Raw genomic sequence first — 21,667 nt, forward strand, 5'->3', positions numbered from 1 at the left:
AGTTTCCCCGTTCTTCTATTCCTCTGATTATAAGATCATTTACTTTTCGTTCTTTGCCCGGCGTTCTTTCAGATCGCTTTCCATCTGCGCCAGCGTCTTTTTATCCAGATTGAACACCACGCCGTACGCAATGATCATCATGATATAGCTTCCCAGATACATGATCGGCACCAGATAGCGCATCCGGGTTGCCACTTCGATCGTCTGTGCAGCCTTCAGAGATGCATCATAGCCCAGTTTGGTTGCCAGAACAAGGCCCAGAGAAGGTCCGATGCCCTGTGCAAGCTTACGGAAGAAGGAGTGCAGTGCATAGGTAGTGCCTTCTTCTCGCACACCAAATTTCCACTCGTTATAATCGATCGCATCTGCCATCAGAGACCAGCTCAGGCAGCTTCCGATACCGCCGCCCAGCATTGCAATGACCTGACACAGGACATAAAGGCCGAGGCCCCGGCTGTCCGGTGTGATGGGCAGAACCAGCATCAGGACGTATGCCAGCGCACAGACTGCTGAACCAAAGGTCACAGCTTCCTTCTTGCCAAAGCGCTTGACGATACGGCTTACAAAAGGACTGAAAATGAAAACGCCAAAGTAGGAGATCATACCCACAATGCCGGAGATCTTTGCATTCTTGAAATAAGCCTGGAACAGGATCTGACCTGCAGTAGAGGCACCATACATACCAATAAACGTTGCCACAGGTGCCAGCGTTGCGCCCACAGCCGGGCGGTTATGGATAAAGTTGTTGAACGCCTTTATGATGTTGAACTTTGGTGCATCCTCTTTCAGAGTGATCGTGGTGTCCACACGCACCTTTGTGTTCGTGACCATAAAGCGGAAGCAGACCAGACCGATCACACCCATGACCAGAGCAATGCCAAACATCTGCTCACCACGCAGGTTGTTCTGGTTATCATAAATGATCACCGGAATCAGCATGCCGGTAAGAAGCGAACCAGCCATAGAACCAATGGAGCGGAAAGTCGACAGCTGTGCACGCTGGATCGGGTCATCCGAAATCAGAGACAGCATCGAGCCATACGGCACATTTGCAACGGTGTAGAAAGCATCCCAGATCATATAGCCTGCCACAAACAGAATATTCTTGACCATACCGGGAGCCTGCGGGAACGGCAGATAGCAAAGTGCACCAGCCACGGTCAGTCCGATCGCACCGAACCAGATATAGGCAAGGAACTTGTTCCGGCGGTACTTATGTGTATCCGCATCTACCATTGCTCCGATAATAGGATCGTTGATTGCGTCCCAGATCTGCACGATCAGCAGAAGGGATGCCATCAGGTAGTTGTCGATCCCCATAAACTGCGTCCAATAAATCGTCAGGTAGCCTTTGAGTGCAAAACTCATATTGCAGCCAAAGTCACCCGCTGCGTATGCAAGTTTATCACGCAATCCAAACCCTGCAGACGCATCCACTGTTGATTTCCCCATGAAAATACTCCTTTCTGAATTTTCCGGACAATTTTGGCACACCGCCCGCAAGCCGTATGCATATTTATGAATCCATGATACGGCATCTCTTTCCAAAATGTTAGAATTTTTTTACGATTCCGCCTGAAGAATTTACGATTTAAAAGTATTTCTTGTTGTATTCTTTAATTCGTGCAGCGTTTTCGTGATTCTGCACAAGCAATCTTTTCTTTTTTTGTATGCAAAATATTTTTTCTTAGCCGAATCTTTTCTTTGTTGAGAATGGCGTTGTGCGCCGAACATAAAGCAAGGGCCATTGCACGAGAATCTGTGCAATGGCCCTTGCTTTCTATTGTTTCTTATTTCGCCGCCTCAAACTCGGCTTCGATCTCCTTCGAGGGGGCGGGGGTGACCAGGCTGACCACCACGCAGACCAGCAGTGAGGTCAGGAAGGCGGGCAGCAGCTCATAGATGCTGAACACGCCGCCCAGCGGACTGATGAGGTACTTCCAGACAAAGACCATCAGGCCGCCGGCGAGCATCCCGGCCAGCGCACCCTGCCAGTTGCAGCGCTTCCAGAACAGGGCGCAGAGCATCACGGCACCATACGCACCGCCGAAACCAGCCCATGCAAAGCTGACGATGCCGAACACGCTGGAATTGGGGTCACGGGCCAGCACCACGCCCACCACACTGACGCAGACGATGGTCAGGCGGGCAGCAAACAGGCTCTGGCGTTCGGTCAGCTTCATGTGGCCGAATTCCTGCAGGATATTCTGGGAGACGCTGGACGCGGCAGCAAGCATCTGGCTGTCGGCGGTGGACATGGTGGCAGCAAGGATGCCCGCCAGGATCAGGCCCGCCAGAACGGCTGCCAGAATGCCGTGCTGTGCAATGAGGTTTGCAATGCGGACGATGACCGTCTCGCTGGAGGAGCCGCTCAGGTACTCCAGCGCGCCCGCCTTGGTCATGCCAAGGCCCACCATGCCGATGATGATGGAGGCGGTCATGGCAATGACGACCCACACGCTGGCAATGCGGCGGCTGAGCACCAGCTTCTTTTCATCCTCAATGGCCATGAAGCGGAGCAGGATGTGGGGCATTCCGAAGTAGCCCAGGCCCCACGCCATGGTGGAGACGATGTCCAGCAGGCTGTACGAGGTGGCCGTGCCCTCAGCGGCGTTGTGGCTGGCCATCATGGTCAGGTAGCCGGGCAGGCTCTGAGCGTTGGCCACAACGGCATCCCAGCCGCCTGCCGCGCCAATGCCGTACACCAGCACAGCCACAAGGGCCAGGCTCATCACGATGGACTGGATGAGGTCGGTGGTGGTAACAGCGCGGAAGCCGCCCGTGATGGTATAGCCCACGATGACGCAGGCCGAGACCACCATGGCCGCCATGTAATCCACGCCGAAGAGGCTGTGGAACAGCTTACCGCAGGCGGCAAAGCCCGAAGCCGTGTAGGGCACAAAGAACACGATGATGATCACCGCGCCCAATGCGTTGAGCAGATTGCGCTGGTCGTGGAAGCGCAGGGACAGGAACTGGGGCACGGTGATGGCTTCCAGATTGGCCGAATACCGCCGCAGCCGCCGGGCCACGATGAGCCAGTTCAGCCAGGTGCCCAGCGCCAGGCCGATGGCGGTCCAGCCGGGCGAGGCGATGCCGGTGAGGTAGGCAAGGCCCGGCATTCCCATCAGCAGCCAGCTGGACATATCGCTGGCTTCGGCGCTCATGGCCGTGACCAGCGGGCCCATTTTGCGGCCGCCGAGGTAGAAATCGGTGCTGTCGTTGTTGGACTTGCTGTATGCAAACCCAACCAACAGCATTGCCACCAGATAGATGATGATGGTGGCGATGATGCAGATGTTGGTCATATACTTTTTCCCCCTTGTCTTTCCAAATGAAAGTACACTTCGATTTTACCACAGTAAAGCATCAAAGTGCAAGTCTTTTGGCAAAAATTTGTCCTGATTCGCCAAAAGTCCACGAGTGGCGGACAAAAAGTTTTCAAATTGACCGGAAACATCCGGCCCCGGGATTTTTCTTGCAAAATCCCGGAAATCTGTTATACTACCAATCCAGGGGGTTAGTGTATATGAAAGAATCCAAAACCATACAAGCTGTACCGGGCTCCGGTGTGGTGTGGCAGGCCTTCCGGGCCGCCGCACCCCAGACCGTGCCGGTTTTTGCAGGCTATCTCGTGCTGGGCATGGGCTACGGCATCTATGTGCAGAGCCTTGGCCTGCCCGTCTGGATGCCTATGCTCATGGGCACCGTGGTCTACGGCGGCTCGCTGGAATTTGTGCTGGCAAGCCTGCTGCTGGGAGCCTTTTCCCCGCTGTCGGCTTTTCTGATGGCGCTGATGATCCAGGCACGGCACCTGTTCTACGGTCTGGCCATGCTGGAGCGGTACAAGGGCTACGGCCTGCGCAGCTTTTACATGATCTTTGCCATGAGCGACGAGACCTTTTCCATCACCTGCTCTGCAGAGCCGCCGCAGGGGATCGACCGGGGCTGGTTCATGTTCTTCATCACCCTGCTGGACCAGTTCTACTGGGTCGCCAGCGCCGGGCTGGGGGCCGTGGTGGGGTCGGTGCTCCCCTTCAGCACCAAGGGCGTGGATTTTGTGATGACCGCCATGTTCGTGGTCATCTTCCTCAACCAGTGGGAAAAGGAAAAGCAGCATTACAGCGGCATCATCGGGCTGGCCGTGCCGCTGGTCTGCCTGGTCCTTTTTGGTTCCGGCAGCTTCCTGCTGCCCTCCATGGCCTGCATTCTGGTGCTGCTGCTGGTTTTGCGCAAGCCCATTGAGCGGGCCAACGGCATCGTCCCCGGCCAAACCGAGAAGCAGAAGGAGGCAGCGCAATGACCACGTTCCAGATGGGCCTGACCATTGCAGTGTGCACGGCGGCGACCATGCTCACCCGCTTTCTGCCCTTTTTGATCTTTTCCTCCAAGGACCAGCAGCCGCCCGAGGTGGTACAGTATCTGGGCCGGGTGCTTCCCGCCGCCATCTTCGGAATGCTGATCCTCTACTGCCTGAAAAGCGTCACACCCTTTGCGGGCAGTCACGGCATCCCCGAGGCCATTGCCGTTGCTGTGACCATCGCCCTGCACCGGTGGAAGCACCAGACACTGGTCTCCATCACTGGCGGTACGGTGTGTTATGTGCTGTTGGTGCAGCTGGTGTTCGCATAACAGAAACGGGAGGTGCCGGTGGGGCATCTCCCGTTTGTTTCAATGATAGAATGTATCAAAATTGATCTGCCGGTAGAACCGCTGCTGGAGCTGGTCAAAGTTCTCGCAGTTCTGGGCCAGCAGCCACATGACCTTGGTGACAACAGCCTCAATGGTCATATCGTGGGCCTCCAGGAAGCGGAAGCGGTTCTTGACCCGCTTGCCCACCTCGTAAATGCCCACATCGCTGCCCTCATAAGTGACCTGCGTGGTCAGGATCAGGATCTTGTGGGTCTTGTCGTAATCGCCCAGCTCCTCGGCAAAGGCATCCATGAGCCGCTGGGGAATGCCGCCCACGCCAAAGCTTTCCACAATGACGCAGTCATATTGTTGAAAAATGGCCGGGATAAGTTCCGGTCCAAGGCCGGGAGTCAGCTTGAGCAGGAACACTTTGGGGTTCAGCGCCCGGCCAAACTCCACAGGGCCGGTGGGCCAAGGCGAAGCCACATACCGCACCAGCCGGTCGCCCTGCACCAGCGCCAGCGCCGGGAAGTTGACCGACGCAAAGGCATCGTAGCTGATGGTCTTGTTCTTCTTGGCGCGGGTGCCCGCAATGACGTGCCCGCCAAACACCACCATCACACCCCGGCTGCCCGGATCAAGGGCACAGATCACGCTGTCCCGCAGGTTCTTCTTGGCATCGGTGATCTCATTGGAAATGGGCTGCTGGGCACCCGTGAGGATGATGGGCTTGTCCGCATTCTGGATAAGGTAGGACAGCGCCGCCGCCGAGTAGGCCAGCGTATCGGTGCCGTGACAGATGATAAAGCCATCGTAAAGCGCATAGTTTTCCTGCACAGCCTTGGCCATCATCAGCCAGTGCTCCGGGCCAAGGTCGGTGCTGTCGATGCTGCACAGGTTGAGCGTTTCCGGGCAGCAGAGCTGCTGCAATTCCGGCAGATGGGCCAGCAGTTCCTCGCTGGTCAGAACAGGCTTGAGCCCCTGTGCGGTGCGCACGCTGGCAATGGTGCCGCCGGTGGTGATAAAAAGCAGGCGCTGCTTGGACATAGGTTTTTCCCCTCCATGGTGTCGATTCTTGCGATATTTTCAGTATAGCACAGTTCGTCGGAGATGAAAAGTGCGGGGAGTTGAGGTATAATAGTTATCATAAGATCAAACAGTCCTCAACCTCTCCGTCATTGCTACGCAATGCCACCTCTCCTAGTAGGAGAGGCCTTGGCAAAGAGGCAAGGCTTTACGCAATGCCAAGGGCTCCCCTACTAGGGGAGCTGTCGAGCGGATGCGAGACTGAGAGGTTGGACAAAAGCAAACCTACCATAAGGAGAAACTGCCATGTCTAACATTGTGATCATCGGTTCCGGCCCCGCAGGTGTCTCGGCGGCATTGTATGCCGCGCGCGCCGGGGTGCAGACCACCGTTCTGACCAAGGGCCCCGGCGCACTGGACCGGGCCGAGCTCATCCAGAACTACTACGGCTTTGCCGAACCCATCACCGGTGCCGAACTGGAACGCCGGGGCATCGAGGGTGCCAAAGCCGTGGGGGTGGAGTTCGTCACCACCGAGGCCGTGGGCCTGACCTACACCGACAAGCTGACCGTGGAGACGCTGGCCGGGGATTTCCCCGCCGATGCTGTCATTCTGGCCACGGGGGCTTCCCGGGCAGCGCCCCGCATTCCGGGCCTTGCCGGGCTGGAGGGCCACGGCGTGAGCTACTGCGCCACCTGCGATGCCTTTTTCTACCGCGGCAGGGATGTGGCCGTGCTGGGCAGTGGAGAGTACGCCCTGCACGAGGTACAGGCCCTGCTGCCCGTGGCCCACAGCGTCACCCTGCTCACGGGCGGAGCCCCGCTGACGGCACAATTCCCGCCAGCGGTGGCCGTGCGGACGGAAGCCGTGGAAGCCATCCTCGGTGAAGAGCGGGTCACCGGCGTGCAGCTGAAAGACGGCGGGACACTGGAAGTCTCCGGCGTGTTCGTGGCGCTGGGCGTGGCGGGCAGCACTGCCCTGGCCCGCAAGCTGGGGGCCGAGGTGAACGGCAGCCGGATCGTGGTGGATGACCACATGCAGACCTCCCTGCCCGGCCTGTATGCCGCCGGAGACTGCACCGGCGGGCTGCTGCAGGTCGCCAAGGCCGTGTACGAAGGTGCCGTGGCAGGCACCGAAGCCGCCAAAGCCCTGCGGAAATGACCCAGACAGAAAAAGGACGCTGTGCCCTGCGGCACAGCGTCCTTTTATTGCTTTGCTCAGCTCTTGCAGCCGGATTCCTCTTCGATGCCGGTGAAATCGCTGGCCTCCGCGATCTTGGTGGCATCGAACTTGCCGTTCTCATCCTTGGGGGCAACGGCAGGGCCTGCCTCCACAGGATTCACGGTCGTTTCCTCTGCCGCAGGCTTTTCCTCGGCAGTCTTCTCTGCCCGGGCAGCTTCCACCACCGGGGCTGCAGGAGCAGTCTCGGGCTCGGCAGGAGCCTTTTCAAAGGCAGGGGGCCATGCGTCACCGGGAGCGGTCTCCCTGGCCTCGCCCTCGGCGTAGGCTTCGGCAGTCTTTTCGGCCTCGGCGGGGTCCTTTTCAGCTTCCTCGGGGAACTCCACGTTTTCGACGTGGAGCGGGTCCTTGTCGTTCAGAACTTTGTCCAGCACGACGATGGCGGCACCGGTAACAGCCACAGCGGCAGCGGCACCCAGAACACGGAACAGAGTTTTCATGGTGAAGTCCTCCCTGTATAAGATAGGATTAAGAGAATGTTACGACATCGTTCTGCGGCTTTTCGGCGGGCTCCACCGAGATAGCGGTCAGCACCGGGCCCTTGCCGCGGTAGATGTTGTGGAACTTATAATTGACCTTGGCGGTCACAGTGACCCAGGCGCGCTGCTCCAGTGCCTTGTAGCCATCATAGCTGCAGGGGAAGCCCACGAACTGGATATCCTGCACGCAGCAGGTCATTGCAAAACGGCCGGGTACAAAACTGTTTTTGCCCGCGCGGTTGGTCTGGCAGACCTGCGCCAGGAACCGGACGGTCTTGCCCACGTACTTCTGGGGCTCGTCCTGGCAGTCCATATACCAGATACCGAAATCGTCCTCGCCGATCTCGACGATCGGGGCGTTCAGATCAAAGGGCAGCGGGTCGGGGATGTCATCATATGCCACGCTGCCGTCGGCGAACTCATAGGCGATATCGCACTTGCGGGAGGCCTGACGCACCAGCTTGTGCAGCTCCTGACGGGCGGCATCGTTGTTCACGGCCTCGGCGCGGTTGAACACGATCAGCTCACTGCGGGCGATCTTGTCCAGCAGCAGAGAGCGCATGGAGTTGTCGCGGGCGTAGGTCAGAGCCGTGGTGCCGTCGGCCGTGGCAATGCACTGGTAGACGATCCAGTTCTCGGGCAGGTTGTTGGCCAGATCCTGCAGCAGCCACATGCCGTTGTACTCAATGACCACACGGCCTGCGCCGGATTCTTTTTCGAGCTTGGCCAGATTCTGGGGGTTCAGCTCCGCCTTATCCTCGAGGACCTTCAGGGTCACGCCGGGGAAGGCGAACTTCTTTTCGTTATATTCTTCCTCACCCTCTTCGCAGACCAGCAGCAGGGTCTTGTCGCCGGAGTCGAAATTGGGGTCTTCAAAGGTCTCCTGAATGAACTTGGTCTTGCCGCTTTCGAGGAAGCCCACAAACAGGTAAACCGGGATCTCGTTTGCCATAATCGGTTTTTCTCCTTACACAACTTGCAGCTCAGCAGCCAAACAGTGCGGCAATGGCCTTTTCGTCCAGCTTGGAGCCGATGACGACCAGCTTGCCGCCCACGTCGGCACCGCGCTGACGCACTTCCCACTCGCCGGGGACGTAATCGAACTCCAGCCAGCCGTCGGCACCGCCGTCCACGATGCCCTTGGAGCGCAGGATCATGCCGTACTTGCCGCCGTCCAGCTCGGTCAGTGCATGCTCGATGTCTGCCTTGCTGAACTTCTTGGCCGTCTCGACACCCCAGCTGGTGAACACCTCATCGGCATCGTGATCGTGGTGATGGTGGTGGTGATGGCCGCAGCAGCAGTGGCCGTCCTCATCGTGGTGATGATGCTCATGCTCATCATGGTCATCCTCATGGTCGTGGTCGTGATGGTGGTGGCAGCAGTGGTCCTCGTGGTCGTGGTGATGCTCGTGCTCGTCCTCATCATCGTCGTCATCGTCATCGTGATCATGGTGGTGATGGCCGCAGCTGCACACACCGTTCTCATCGTAATGATGGTGATGATGCTCGTGCTCTTCTTCCTCGTCCTCCTCGGCGTGCTTCTCATTGGCCTTGGCAGCCATGGCGATCAGCTCTGCCTTGAAATCGTCCTTGGAGGACATGGCCTTCAGGATCTGTTCGCCGGTCAGGGAATCCCATGCGGTGGTCACGATGGTAGCGGTGGGATTCTTCTCGCGCAGCATGGCAACCGCAGCGGCGATCTTCTCCTCGCTGGCGGTCTGGGTGCGGCTCAGGATGATGCAGCTTGCGTGGCTGATCTGATCATCATAGAACTCACCGAAGTTCTTCATATACATCTTGACCTTGTTGACATCGGCCACGGTGACAAAGCTGTTCAGCTTCACATCCAGATGCTCAGCCACACCCTCCACAGCGCGGGTGACATCGCTCAGCTTGCCCACACCGGAGGGCTCAATGACGATGCGGTCGGGGTGGTACTGCTCCACCACCTGCTGCAGAGCGGCACGGAAATCGCCCACCAGAGAGCAGCAGATGCAGCCTGCGTTCAGCTCGTTGATCTGGATGCCGGACTCCTTCAGGAAGCCGCCGTCGATGCCGATCTCACCAAACTCGTTCTCGATCAGGACCACCTTCTGGCCCGCAAAGGATTCCTTGATGAGCTTCTTGATCAGAGTCGTCTTGCCGGCACCCAGGAAGCCGGAGAAAATATCGATATTCGTCATAATGCTGTATGCCTCTTTCTTTTTCCAAAAGCCCGCAAGGGCCGTTCAGCAATCAGAGCCGCAGAGTGCTGGCTCAAAAATCTTACACTCCTATTATAACAAGGCTGTCAATGGGAAACCGCCTTTTTTGATGAGAAAATTGTAACTTTTTTTGCAGTTTGGCTGCGTTTTCAGAAAACGCTGCCTCCCGGACACAAAAAAGCCCCCGGAACGGGGGCAGAAAGCATAGAACCCATACAAAAACACAGCCCCACTTTGGCGAAGGAGAAGCCAAAGCGGGGCTGTATTCAATGAAGGAGAAATGATGGGAATATCAGGTTACAGATTCAGTTCAAACTGTTCCGCCGTAACAGTTGCTTTGCCATCGGCGGCAAAGGTGATGCCATCGGCAGACTGGGGGGTGTAGATCCATGCGGTCATGGTCTGCTCACCATCGTTGGCGAAAACTTCGATGCTGTTCTTATCCAACAGGATGCGGAGCTTGAGTGCACCGTTCTGGCTGCGCACCTTGCAGCTGCGGCGGTGAACGATGTCGGCACGGGAACCGGCATAGCTGCGATCCAGCGTCAGCTCGGAGGTGTAGGGATCGTAGGTCAGGCTGGTGTGATGGTCTGCATCGGCGGCCAGCTTCAGGGTAAAGGAGCGGTATTCGCCGGGCTGCACCGTGATGGTCAGGTCGGCCACACGACCCTTGATGCCTCCCAGAGAAATTTCGCTTTGCACCGTCACATTTTCGTGGAAGGTGCGCTTACCGTGGACGGCATCCAGCTCTCGCACGGGGCTCTGAAGAATGCGCCCATCCTTGATATGCAGCTCCCGGGGGCAGATGGTCTGCCCGAACCACTTGCAGCCCTGGGGCTTATCCTCGGTGTCCGACCAGGTCTGCAGCCATGCCGTCATGATCCGGCGGCCATCCGGGGCAAGGGTGGTCTGGGTGGCGTAGAAGTCGATGCCGCCGTCCATCAGCTGCACATTTTCCTTGGTGAAAGTGTGGGTGGCTTCGTCGTAGCTGCCGATGAAGGCAATGACGTTGTGACCATTGTGGAACTCGCCCTTGGGCAGCATCTCCATGGGTCCCAGCATCAAGACCTGCTTGCCATCCAGCGGGAAGAAGTCCGGGCACTCCCACATTTTTCCGTACTGATTGTTGCAGCGTTCCAGCACCGTGACAAAGTGCCAGTCGAAGCCGTCCTTGCTCTGGAACAGTGCCGCTGCGCCGCTGCCGTCCTCGGCCCGGCAGACGGTGACGGCGGAGTAGGTGCCATCGGCCTCACGCCAGATCTTGGGGTCCCGGAAGTCGAACCTGCTGAAGCCTTCCGGCAGGTCTTTCTGGGTCAGCACCGGGTTGCAGGCAGGCTTTTCGTAGTTGAGACCGTCACCGATGGCAATGCTCTGGGTCTGGATATCCCGCATCTCCCCATTGGGCTGCTTTTCTGCAATCACGCTGGTGTACATCAGCAGCTGCCTGCCGTCATCCATCTCGGTGGCAGAGCCGGAGAAGCAGCCGGGGCCGTTGTCCACCGGGGAATCCGGTGCCAGCGCACAGGGCAGATACTCCCAGTGCAGCAGGTCGGTGCTGACGGCGTGACCCCAGTGCATGGGCGCCCACCGCACATCGTAGGGGTTATACTGATAGAACTGGTGATACTTCCCTTTGTAATAAGAGAAACCGTTGGGGTCGTTCAGCCAGCCCACATAGGGGGTCATGTGGTAAGCAGGGCGTTCCGCCGGGGAAATGGCAGCACCGTGCTCGGCCTCGTAGGCACGGGCTTTTTGTAAAGTCAAATCGTTCATGGAATCCTCCAAAGGAAAGAATTCTTATGCGTAGTAAGCATCCAGATATTTCTGCATAATGCCCAGATAGTCGGACAGGCCGTAGTCTTCCAGCTTGCTCAGATATTCGTTCCACTCTGCATCCGTAGTGCCGTTCATGATCCAGTCGGCCTTCTGCGTATTCATGTAGGTCTGCAGATCTGCCTGCAGGTTGGAGACCTGCTCGGTGTCCTCGTTGCTCATAAAGACATTGGGATAGACATAATCGTTGTTCATATCCGGGGTGTAGATTTCCTTGATCCAGTCCAGACGGTACTGTGCATCGTCCGGGCAGGTAACGTATACACCATAGTAATCATCCAGAACCGCCAGAGGCCCGCCGACACACTGCGCCTCACGGACTTCCACGGGAGAAGCATCGCCCAGAGGAGCGTGCTTCAGCATGGGCTCGCCCTTATCGTTGGTGGACATTTCAAAAATGTTAAAGCCTTCCGCATCGCCGTAAGTACCCCAGTTGTTCTGAGGAGACTGGAGGGGCGCGTACATCTGATCCAGCCATGCGCAAACCAGTGCAGGATTCGTCGCCTTTGCGGTAACAACGCACTTGCCGCGGCCAAAGCCGCTGGTGAAAGAGCCGTTCTGCGGAGTGATATTCCGGGTATCGGCGGTCAGGGCAGGCAGCGGCTCCCAGTCGGTCAGGTTGTCAATGTTGGCAACATCCCAGCTGAAGCAGACACCATAGCGGCCAGCCTTGCCCTTGGAAACATAGGTGGACCACTCCTGCGTGAAGCACTCCGGGTCAATGAGCTTCTCGGCATACAGCTTGTGCAGCCAGTCCAGACCATCACGGTAGCCCTGCTGGGTGGCGGCACAGATGACTTTCCGGTCGTTGGTAACAGCGATATGGCGGTCTTTGTCTGCATCGCCGTAGCCTTCGCCAAAGCCATTGATGAGGATGCTGGGGTCCTGATCGCCGTTGTTGACGATGCAGGACATGGGGATGATATCGCCGTCAATGCCATACTCTGCCTTGATAGAAGCGGCGTTATCACGGAATGCCATCAGCACCTGTTCAAACTCGTCCACTGTGGTGGGCATCGACAGACCGAGGAAGTTCAGCCACTTGGTATTGATGAAGCTCATGTTGCCAATGGTCTGGATGGCGGTCTTTTCTGAGCCGAGCTGCTCGATCCAGGGCAGTGCCCAGATGTGGCCATCGCTGTCGGTACACATGGTGCGGTACTCCGGGTACTGCTCAAAGACCTTCTGGAGATTCGGCATATTGTTGTCAATGTAGTCTTCCAGATTGAGGATGACACCCTGATCTGCGTAGCGCAGCAGATTGCTGTCGGTAAAATCAGCAGTAAAAACAAAATCCGTCAGGGTGTTGGGGTTGGACATATTCAGGGTGATCTTATCGTTCCACTGGTCGGACTGGATGGCGGTCCAGTCGATGTGCACATTGGTCTGCTCTTCCAGACGCTTGAAGATGGTACGGTTGTTCGGCTCGGATTCGCTGCCCACAGGGAAGCTGGTCATACCGGTAAAGGTGACCTTTTCGGACAGCGGAAATGTAACGGCACCGGTCGTGTCCACAGCTGCGGCAGCAGAATTGCTGCTGCCGGTGGATTTGCCGCCGCCACAGGCAGACAGAGCAGCAGCAGAGCCCGCCAGAGCACAGACCTTGAGGAAGTTGCGGCGAGAGATCAGCTTTTTCATGGTATTTTCTCCTTTTTCATGTTTCTTTTTTCGTGTAGCTGATGAGCGTACCGGCTCATAAAATTCTGGAATATCCTCAGCCTTTAATGGAACCAGCCATGATGCCAGCATCAAAATACTTCTGGAAGAAAGGATACATCACCAGCAGCGGCAGACTGGAAATAATAATGGTTGCATATTTGAGCAGCTCTGCCATCTTCGCACGTTCGGCAGTGCTCTGGATATCTGCGATCATGCCGGATTCCGGCTGGCTCTGGATCAGGATGGAACGCAGCACCAGCTGCAGCGGCTGCTTCGATGCGCTGTTCAGGTAGATCATGGCGTCAAAGTAGCTGTTCCACATTGCCACGAACTGCCACAGGGCCAGAACTGCCACCACCGGCATACAGACGGGCAGCAGGATCTTGAAGAAGTAAAGCATCTCGCTGGCTCCATCCACATCCGCAGCTTCGCGCAGCTCACGCGGGATGCCTTGATAATAGGTACGGGCAATGATCATGTTCCACACGCTGAATGCTCCCGGCAGAATGACCGCCCACATGGAATCCAGCAGACCCAGATTGTTGATGAGCAGGTAGGTGGGGATCAGACCGCCGCTGAAAAACATCGTGATCACAAACAAGGTGTTGAAGATCGTTTTGCCTTTGAAGTCCGGCAGCGACATGGGATAAGCGGCAAGCATCGTCACAGCGACCGAGATGATGGTGAAGATGATCGAGTAAAGTACTGCGTTCCTGAAGCCGACCCAGATCTGCTTGTCCGAAACGACACGCTGGTAAGCATCCAGACTCCACTTGCTGAAATCAAAGGAGATGCCCTTGTTTTGCAGAGTGACCGGGTCCATAAAGGACGCGATGACGATGTAGATCATCGGAACGATGATCGCCAGCAGGAACAAGCCCAGAAGTGCGTAGCCGCAGTACAGGATGATCTTATCTTGTCTGGTGTAGAGGGCCATTTTTGATTTTTTCTGTTTTGCCATGGTAAACCCCTCCTTACAAGCCCTTGCCATCGTTCATTTTGGCAACGACCTTGTTCACTGCGATCAGCAGGATGACGTTGACAACGGTGTTGAACAGACCGACTGCCGTGGAGAAGCTGTAATCGCCGTCCAACAGGCCCTTTTTATAAACGTACGTTGCAATGATCTCGGCAGTGTTCAGGTTCAGGTCGGTTTGCAGGGCATAGGCTTTTTCAAAACCGATGCTCATGATGTTGCCTGCCTGCAGGATGAACTGAATAACGACCATATCCTTAATGGCGGGCCACTCCACTGTCATGATCTGCTGGATCAGGTTTGCGCCGTCGATCATAGCAGCTTCCTTCAGATCTTTGCTGGCGTTAGAAAGGGATGCGGTGTACATGATGGATGCCCAGCCGGCACCCTGCCAGATGCCGCTGATGATGTAGATGGGGCGGAACGCTTCCGGCAGCGTCATGAAGTTGATGCTGGTGTGAAGCAGGCCGTTCACCGGACCGGTGACACTCAGCAGCACCCGGACGATACCGCACAGCACGATGACCGAGATGAAGTTGGGCATATACAGCACCAGCTGCACCTTCTGCTTGATCTTCTTGCTCTCAATACGGTTGAGCAGGAATGCCAGCAGAATGGGGATCGGGAAGCCCCACAGCAGACCGTAGACGCTCAGCTTCAGGGTGTTGATCAGATAGCGCTGGAAATCCGGCGAGGACATGAAGCGGGTAAAGTTTTTGAAGCCTACCCACTCGCTGCCCCAGATACCTTTGAAGGGATTGTACTTCTGGAACGCGATCAGCACACCGCCCATGGGAGCGTACTTGAACACCAGCGTCAGCACCACAGCAGGCAGCAGGAACAACAGGTAAAGCTGCCAATGCCGTTTGATGTAGACCCATGTGTTGTGCAGCTTGCGTTCTGCTGCCAGCACAGCCGTTTCCGACGAGGCTGTCTTTGCTTTCATGAATCATTCTCCTCCTTTTTGATTTGCTTGCCGCTTGATTTGCATTTTACATTTGCACCTTTGAATCTTGCACTTTTTACTTTGATTGTGCAAATGTAAAACTCTGTAATTCATTTATACCACGCAAGCAAGCGAATGTCAACGATAATTCATAGTATATATCAAGAAATACTGTGGATTTGTACAGATGCACAAATTCGAAAGTGCGCAAATATGCAAAATGATGATTTGCATTTTTACGTTTGACTAATTTGTGCATTTGCACTATACTGGAGTCATAGAACAAGATCCGTCACCAGACTTTATCGATAAAAGAGGGAACATCCGCCTCTATACTGTAAAGAAAGAGGATGACTTATGACAACCAAGGTCACCATTCAGGATATTGCAAACGAACTGCAGCTTTCCCGCAACACAGTTTCAAAGGCCATCAACAACACCGGTGTGCTGGCAGATGCCACACGGGAGAAGATCCTGCGCAAAGCCGCCGAAATGGGCTATAAGCAGTTCGCCTATCTGCCGCTGTTTCAGGAAGACGCTGCAAAAACAGCAGCGCCTTCCATTCTGCCGAGTGACAAACGGGAGATCGCCATGCTGACGACCCGGTTTCTGAACAGCTCTCACTTTTCCTCCACGATGCTGGATCGTTTCCAGTCGGAAATCGACCATCTGCATAGCTGCATGACCATTCATCGCATTTCTCTCATAGAGCTGAAAGAGAAAAAACTTCCATCTTCTCTCAACATCCAGCGCACAGCCGGCATCATCTGCTTTGAAGTATTCGACTATGACTACGCACAGATGTTGTGCGATCTGGATGTTCCGCTGCTGTTTGTAGACAGCCCTGTGATGAATATGCGTCCTCCTCTTAAAGCTGACCGCCTTTATATGGAAAACCGCATTGAGATCCAGAATGCGGTGACCCACATGGTCCAGCGCGGCAAAAAACGCATCAGCTTTGCGGGGGATAAAAACCACTGTCAGTCCTTCTTTGAGCGTTATATGGCTTATAGGGATGCAGTGGAGCACTTTGGTCTGACAGAGGGCCTGAGCACCTGTGCGATGCCATCTGGACAGCAGAACTATCCGGTATCCCTGTACGAAACCATCCGTCGGTTCAAAACGATGCCGGATGCCTTTGTCTGCGCCAATGACTTTGTTGCCATGGATCTGGTCAAGGCATTGGATGAGCTGGGGTATTCGGTTCCCGATGATATCTGGGTCTGCGGTTTCGATGACAGTCAGGAGGCTTCCTACTTTGCCCCCCGTCTGACTTCGATCCATATCCATGGACAGATCATGGGCTACACCGCTGCCAATCTGCTTATGACCCGCATCGAAGAGCCATCGCTGAACTATCGCACCGTCTATACGGAAACCAACCTGATCCTGCGCGAATCCACAGGAGATTGAGCGAAAGGAGAACCCCCATGCGTGACCTGTGCAATACGGACAAGCCGCTGTTTGCTGTGCTGACGAAATTGACTTACAGTGCTTACCTGAACATCTTATGGCTCGTGTGCAGCCTGCCCATCGTTACCATAGGAGCTTCTACGACCGCATTGTTCTACGTCACGCTCAAAATGGCGGAAGATCGGGACGATGGTCTGACCCGGATGTTTTTTAAGGCGTTCCGGGAAAATTTTAAGCCTGCCACAAAACTCTGGCTGATCCTGCTGGCAGTCGGCAGTTTCCTGGCTGCGGATGGCTTTGTGCTGCGCCGAATGTGGAGCGAAAACATTTTCTGGACGCTGCTCACTGCAGTGCTTATTGGTGCGGCAGTTCTGTACGGCATCGTTCTGCTGTATGCCTTTCCTCTGCTGGCACGGTTTGAAAACACCACCTTCGGCATCCTGAAAACAGCGTTTCTCGTGGGTGTCCGGTATCTGTTTTGCACCCTGCTGATGGCGGCGATCTATGGCATCATGGGGTACGTCATAGTGTTTGTGTTCACGCCTGCATTCCTGCTGGGCATGGGCTTCTGCGCCATGCTCTGCTCCTTTCTGATGCTTCGGATCCTCTATCTGATCGGTGGAGACCCTGATGCAGTACACGAGGAATACGACCATGACGAAAACTGACCGGGATACGCTCCGCTCCCTCCATGGGCGCAAAAAGTGGGAGCACATCTGGGCATATTACAAGCTGCCCATTGCGATCGTGCTCATCATCGTCTATATCCTTGGCTATGCAGCCTACCGTCATGTGACGAAAAAAGAGGATGTGCTTTACCTTGGTCTGGTAAATATCACTGCCGGGTCTGATCTGACGGAACAGCTTACCACCGGCTTTGCCGAGGCGCAGGGTTTGACCAAAAAGCAACAGGTCGATCTGCTGTCCGGCTTGCTGCTCAGCGAAAGCGAACGCGCAGAGGAGCAGTATGTATATGCTTCGGAGATGAAGCTGCTGGGTGCAGTCAGTGCCCAGCGGTTAGATGTTGTTCTGATGGACGAATATGCACGGGATCGACTGTTGGCAGATGATTATTTTCTCGATCTGCGGACACTGGATGCGTCTTTCCATGCACTGCCGGGTCTGAACGCCGGTGGGACCGTGCTGGATATTTCGGACACGCCGTTTGTCAGGCAGGCAGGTTTTTCTGGCAAGGTCTATCTTGGGGTAGTGCAGAATGCACCGCACCCGGAGCGTGCAGCCGCTTACATTCATTATCTGTTCCAGCGGTGATCGTTGGGTTTCACATCAAGAATAAGGAGAATTATCATGGACATTTTAACGATTGGTGAAGTTTTGATCGACCTGACCCAGACCGGCAAGGATGCGCGCGGCATTCCTCAGTTTGCCGCAAACCCCGGCGGTGCCCCGGCCAATCTGGCGGTGGCTGCCGCCCGGCTGGGGGCACAGACCGCCTTTATCGGCAAGGTGGGTGTGGATGCCTTTGGCCGCTACCTGAAAGAGGTTCTGGCAGAGAACAAGGTGGACGTTTCCGGCATGGCGGTGGATGCAGACCACCCCACCACCATGGCAGTCGTCTCGGTGGATGCCACTGGCGAGCGGGATTTCAGCTTCTACCGCAGCGCCAACGCTGATGTGATGCTGTGCAAAGAGGACATTTCGGAGGGCGCTCTGAAAGCTGCCAAAATCGTCCACTTCGGCTCTGTCAGCCTGACCGCTGACCCCTCTCGCACTGCCACGCTGGACGCTGCTGCCCGTGCCAAAAAGCTGGGTGCTGTCATTACTTATGACCCGAATTACCGTGCAAACCTCTGGAAGAACAAGGAGGAAGCCATTGCCCAGATGAAAGCACCCCTGCCGCTGGTGGATATTCTGAAAGTTTCCGATGAGGAGCTGCCCCTGCTCACCGGCACCACCGACTGCGAAAGCGGCACGGCACAACTGGCACAGAACGGAATCCGGCTGATTTTTGTCACCCTGGGTGCAAACGGCGTATTCTACCGCTTTGGGGAGAAAACCGGCCATGTGGCTGGCGTTCCCTGCAAGGTGGGCGACACCAACGGCGCAGGCGATACCTTCTTTGGGGCTGCCCTATCCAAGCTCTGCATGGAGGAGCTGGACACCCTGACGGTGGACAAGCTGGAAGGCATTCTTGCCTTTGCCAACAAGGCGGCAAGCATTACCACCAGCCGCCACGGCGCTATCCCCGCCATGCCCACCCTTGCAGAAGTGGAGGGCTGAATCATGGCAGCAAAACAGGAATTTGAGTCCCGGTTTGCCAAGCACAAGGACGAGCTGGAATGGCTGTTCATGGAACTGTACCACAACCGGGAAGGGCTGGAAGTTCTGGAGCGGGAGATGGCTGAAGCCTACAATGCCCGCAGTGCCGAGCTGAAAGCACTGGACAAGGCACGCTCTGCCGACCCGGAGTGGTACAAGCGGGGCAATATGTTCGGCATGACCATGTACACCGACCTCTTTGCCGGAAATCTGAAAGAACTGGTAAAGAAGCTGCCCTACCTGAAGGAGCAGAAGCTGACCTATCTGCACCTGATGCCCCTGCTGCAGATGCCCCACCCCCACAACGATGGCGGCTATGCGGTGGAGGATTTCGATACCGTAGACCCGGCTCTTGGCACCAACAAAGATCTGGAAAACCTGACCCGGGAGCTGCGGAAAGCCGGCATCAGCCTGTGTCTGGATTTTGTCATGAACCACACCGCCAGCACCCACCGCTGGGCCATGGCGGCAAAGGCGGGTGACCCGTGGTTTCAGGCCTATTACCACCTCTATGACGACCGCACCATCCCCGACCAATACGAGCAGACTGTGCCGCAGGTGTTCCCCAACACTGCGCCCGGCAACTTTACCTGGTGTGAGGAGATGCACAAGTGGGTGCTGACCACCTTCCACGACTACCAGTGGGACCTGAACTACGCAAACCCGGCGGTGTTCGTGGACATGACCAAGAGCATCCTGCATCTGGCAAATCTCGGTGTGGAAGTGTTCCGCATTGATGCGGTGCCTTATATCTGGAAGCAGCTGGGCACCACCTGCCGCAATCTGCCGCAGGTGCACACCATCGTGCGGATGCTCCGCATGGTGCTGGAATGTGTCTGCCCGGCGGTCATCCTCAAGGGCGAGGTGGTCATGGCTCCCAAGGAGCTGGCAGCTTATTTCGGCACCCCGGAAAAGCCGGAATGCCACATGCTCTACAACGTGTCCACCATGGTCAACCTGTGGGGTGCCCTTGCCAGCCGGGACACCCGGCTGCTGAAGGCCCAGCTGGATGCCCTCCACGCTCTGCCGAAGAATTGCTGGTTCGTGAACTATCTGCGCTGTCACGATGATATCGGCTGGGGTCTGGACGAGGCGGTGGAAAACCGGCTTGGCATCGACCCGCAGAAGCATAAAGAATATCTGTATCACTTCTATGAGGGCAATTTCCCCGGCAGCTGGGCAAAGGGTGAGCTGTACAACTACGACCCCGCTACTGGCGATGCCCGAAGCTGCGGCACCACTGCCAGCCTGTGCGGCGTGGAGCAGGCACTGGAAAAAGGCGATAAAACCGCACTGGACTACGCCGTGAAGCGCGACCTGCTGCTGCACACTGCTATGGCGTTTTTGCAAGGCTTCCCCATGCTGAACTGCGGCGATGAAATTGCACAGCTCAATGGCTGGGACTACAAAAACGACCCCGACCGTGTGGAGGACAGCCGCAACCTGCACCGCAGCAAATTCAACTGGGAAGATGCCAAACAGCGCACCCGGAAGGGCACGCTGCAAAACGCTTTGTGGCAGGGCATGGAGCAGCTGCGCCAAATGCGGGCAGACCCCTGCTTTGCCCCGGATGCGTGGGTAACAACTTGGGACAGCCACAACCCCGGCGTGCTGGCACTGGTACGCAAGCGCGGCGAGGAAACGCTGGTGGGCTTGTTCAACTTTACCGAGTACCCGGCAGGAGCCAGTCTGGATGCTCTGGGCGGCGAGTATCACACCCCGGAGGGCACTTCCGTCTGGTTGGCGGATGTGGAACTGGAACCCTATCAGGCGCTGCTGGTAAAAAACAAATAAGCAAAACGAGTCATCCGGCTCTCTCTTTTTATCAAAGTTTTCATTGTTTTCTCTTGCACACTGCCGAAAGTGGCGTGTTCTCAAAAGTTCGCGTTTGCGCAGCGCAGCAGAGCAAGTTTTTAACTTTCTGATCGCTACATAGCAAACCCGAACCAAGGCCATCCCAGAAGGGATGGTCAGGTTCAGGTTGTTGTGTGGCGATTTTTTATTGCCAAATTCAGCACCGTACCTTGACAACCGCATGACCGTCTGCATGGGATAAAGGAAGAACTGCTGGCATAGCTTGAAAAGTTGAAGCAGGACGAGCAGAACACCCCGGAGAAATACAGCAACTGCGGGCAGCTGTTCCGGCTGCCGGACGGCTTGCCCATTGCACCGGAGCTGCTGACGAAATGGTACCGCCTGTGGAGAGCCGAGCACCCGGAGTTTGAGCAGATCGTGTTCCATGGTCTGCGGCACTCCAGTGCCACCTACCAGCTCTTGCAGTCGGACGGTGACTTCAAGTCGGTGCAGGGCAACACAGGTCATGCAACGGCATCTGTCCTGATGGACGCCTACGCTCACACGCAGGACAAGCCCCGGTTGGAGCTGACCGAGAAGATCGAAGCAAACTTCTACTCCCAAGACCTGACCTCGGCAGCATCCCAGCCCCGGCAAAACGAAAAGCCGGCGGCAACAAAAATCTCCGGTAGGGAGATCCTTGAAGCCATCCGGCTGATGGACGCAGACGAACGCAGAGAATTGACGAGAGCCTTGTTCGCCTAAAATTTCTTCTTTTTATGCAAAGGAAAGCAGGCTGTGCAAACCTTGCGCAGAAACGCCCTTGATTCGGGCAAATGTGTAAACGGTGTGCAGAAAGTGTGCAGCCGCTTTCCCACATAAAGAAAGAACGCCAAATCTTACGATTTGACGTTCTATATCTGGTGCACCTCCAGGGACTCGAACCCTGGGCCCACTGATTAAGAGTCAGTTGCTCTACCAACTGAGCTAGAGGTGCATATTGTCGAGATGCGGTTTCAAACATCCCGACATTTGAGTCGGCGACTACCTATTTTCACGCGCCGTTTCCAGCGAACTATCTTGGGCACGAGTGAGCTTAACTTCTGTGTTCGGAATGGGAACAGGTGGAACCTCACCGTCATCGTCACCGACCAATATGACTGGTTCAGTATAACATTTCTGTTCT

Annotated in this window: 19 protein-coding genes, 1 tRNA gene and 1 rRNA gene; 9 read left to right on the forward strand and 12 right to left on the reverse strand. The window is 56.0% G+C overall.

All coding sequences use genetic code 11. The annotated features are described in order from the left end of the window. Positions 1–39: 39 nt before the first annotated feature. Positions 40–1,452 carry an MFS transporter gene (locus GXM22_RS14630; RefSeq protein ID WP_005934819.1) on the reverse strand — a complete coding sequence of 471 codons (1,413 nt, stop codon included), beginning with the start codon at positions 1,450–1,452 and terminating at the stop codon, positions 40–42. Between the two features lie 338 nt (positions 1,453–1,790). Beyond that, positions 1,791–3,308 carry a sodium/proline symporter gene (locus GXM22_RS14635; protein WP_005934821.1) on the reverse strand — a complete coding sequence of 506 codons (1,518 nt, stop codon included), beginning with the start codon at positions 3,306–3,308 and terminating at the stop codon, positions 1,791–1,793. A gap of 221 nt (positions 3,309–3,529) precedes the next feature. Between GXM22_RS14635 and GXM22_RS14640 the strand changes: the two genes are divergently transcribed. Beyond that, entirely contained in the window at positions 3,530–4,303 is a 774-nt protein-coding gene (locus GXM22_RS14640) for an AzlC family ABC transporter permease (RefSeq protein WP_099357269.1), read from the forward strand. Next, positions 4,300–4,632, forward strand: a complete 333-nt coding sequence (locus tag GXM22_RS14645) for a branched-chain amino acid transporter permease (RefSeq protein WP_005934823.1) — start codon at positions 4,300–4,302, stop codon at positions 4,630–4,632. Before GXM22_RS14640 ends, GXM22_RS14645 begins: the two co-directional genes overlap by 4 nt. Before the next feature lie 39 nt (positions 4,633–4,671). On the opposite strand, the gene GXM22_RS14650 is transcribed toward GXM22_RS14645, so the two are convergent. Beyond that, on the reverse strand, positions 4,672–5,679 hold the full coding sequence (locus GXM22_RS14650; protein ID WP_005934824.1) for an asparaginase: 1,008 nt from the start codon (positions 5,677–5,679) through the stop codon (positions 4,672–4,674). A gap of 285 nt (positions 5,680–5,964) precedes the next feature. Here GXM22_RS14650 and GXM22_RS14655 point away from each other — a divergent pair, with 285 nt between their 5' ends. Next, a complete protein-coding gene (locus tag GXM22_RS14655) occupies positions 5,965–6,819 on the forward strand; it encodes an NAD(P)/FAD-dependent oxidoreductase (RefSeq protein ID WP_005934826.1) in 855 nt (284 codons plus the stop codon). Between the two features lie 56 nt (positions 6,820–6,875). Here the strand turns inward: GXM22_RS14655 and GXM22_RS14660 are convergent, their stop codons facing one another. The 7 genes from GXM22_RS14660 to GXM22_RS14690 form a co-directional block, all read right to left on the reverse strand. Continuing rightward, positions 6,876–7,337 (reverse strand): hypothetical protein, encoded by a 462-nt coding sequence (locus GXM22_RS14660; protein ID WP_005934828.1) that lies wholly within the window; start codon positions 7,335–7,337, stop codon positions 6,876–6,878. A gap of 28 nt (positions 7,338–7,365) precedes the next feature. After that, positions 7,366–8,328, reverse strand: coding sequence for a TIGR03943 family putative permease subunit (locus tag GXM22_RS14665; RefSeq protein ID WP_005934829.1), 963 nt, complete (start codon positions 8,326–8,328; stop codon positions 7,366–7,368). Between the two features lie 31 nt (positions 8,329–8,359). Next, positions 8,360–9,559 carry a CobW family GTP-binding protein gene (locus GXM22_RS14670; RefSeq protein WP_005934830.1) on the reverse strand — a complete coding sequence of 400 codons (1,200 nt, stop codon included), beginning with the start codon at positions 9,557–9,559 and terminating at the stop codon, positions 8,360–8,362. A 318-nt stretch (positions 9,560–9,877) separates the two neighbouring features. Next, on the reverse strand, positions 9,878–11,353 hold the full coding sequence (locus GXM22_RS14675; protein ID WP_005934832.1) for a glycoside hydrolase family 32 protein: 1,476 nt from the start codon (positions 11,351–11,353) through the stop codon (positions 9,878–9,880). Positions 11,354–11,377: 24 nt separating this feature from the next. Beyond that, positions 11,378–13,051 (reverse strand): extracellular solute-binding protein, encoded by a 1,674-nt coding sequence (locus GXM22_RS14680; protein WP_035394668.1) that lies wholly within the window; start codon positions 13,049–13,051, stop codon positions 11,378–11,380. A 76-nt stretch (positions 13,052–13,127) separates the two neighbouring features. Beyond that, positions 13,128–14,063 carry a carbohydrate ABC transporter permease gene (locus GXM22_RS14685; protein WP_005934834.1) on the reverse strand — a complete coding sequence of 312 codons (936 nt, stop codon included), beginning with the start codon at positions 14,061–14,063 and terminating at the stop codon, positions 13,128–13,130. After that, the gene (locus tag GXM22_RS14690; protein ID WP_005934836.1) at positions 14,047–14,994 is read right to left on the reverse strand and encodes an ABC transporter permease; all 948 of its coding nucleotides are present in this window, start codon (positions 14,992–14,994) and stop codon (positions 14,047–14,049) included. The genes GXM22_RS14685 and GXM22_RS14690 overlap by 17 nt, the downstream gene beginning before the upstream one ends. A 357-nt stretch (positions 14,995–15,351) precedes the next feature. Between GXM22_RS14690 and GXM22_RS14695 the strand changes: the two genes are divergently transcribed. The 6 genes from GXM22_RS14695 (at position 15,352) to GXM22_RS14720 (ending at position 21,246) form a co-directional block, all read left to right on the forward strand. Further along, entirely contained in the window at positions 15,352–16,407 is a 1,056-nt protein-coding gene (locus GXM22_RS14695) for a LacI family DNA-binding transcriptional regulator (RefSeq protein ID WP_005934838.1), read from the forward strand. Positions 16,408–16,424: 17 nt separating this feature from the next. Further along, a complete protein-coding gene (locus tag GXM22_RS14700) occupies positions 16,425–17,075 on the forward strand; it encodes a YesL family protein (protein WP_005934839.1) in 651 nt (216 codons plus the stop codon). Next, on the forward strand, positions 17,062–17,679 hold the full coding sequence (locus tag GXM22_RS14705) for a hypothetical protein (RefSeq protein ID WP_005934840.1): 618 nt from the start codon (positions 17,062–17,064) through the stop codon (positions 17,677–17,679). Before GXM22_RS14700 ends, GXM22_RS14705 begins: the two co-directional genes overlap by 14 nt. Before the next feature lie 36 nt (positions 17,680–17,715). Beyond that, a complete protein-coding gene (locus GXM22_RS14710) occupies positions 17,716–18,648 on the forward strand; it encodes a carbohydrate kinase family protein (protein ID WP_005934841.1) in 933 nt (310 codons plus the stop codon). 3 nt (positions 18,649–18,651) lie between these two features. Beyond that, entirely contained in the window at positions 18,652–20,481 is a 1,830-nt protein-coding gene (locus GXM22_RS14715) for an amylosucrase (RefSeq protein WP_005934842.1), read from the forward strand. A gap of 291 nt (positions 20,482–20,772) precedes the next feature. Next, positions 20,773–21,246 carry a site-specific integrase gene (locus GXM22_RS14720; protein ID WP_005934843.1) on the forward strand — a complete coding sequence of 158 codons (474 nt, stop codon included), beginning with the start codon at positions 20,773–20,775 and terminating at the stop codon, positions 21,244–21,246. Between the two features lie 156 nt (positions 21,247–21,402). On the opposite strand, the gene GXM22_RS14725 is transcribed toward GXM22_RS14720, so the two are convergent. Next, positions 21,403–21,478 (reverse strand) — tRNA-Lys (locus GXM22_RS14725). A 38-nt stretch (positions 21,479–21,516) separates the two neighbouring features. Further along, a 5S ribosomal RNA gene (rrf, locus tag GXM22_RS14730) occupies positions 21,517–21,633 on the reverse strand. Positions 21,634–21,667: the final 34 nt, after the last annotated feature.

It is taken from the genome of Faecalibacterium duncaniae, from assembly GCF_010509575.1.
Lineage (GTDB): Bacteria > Bacillota > Clostridia > Oscillospirales > Ruminococcaceae > Faecalibacterium > Faecalibacterium duncaniae.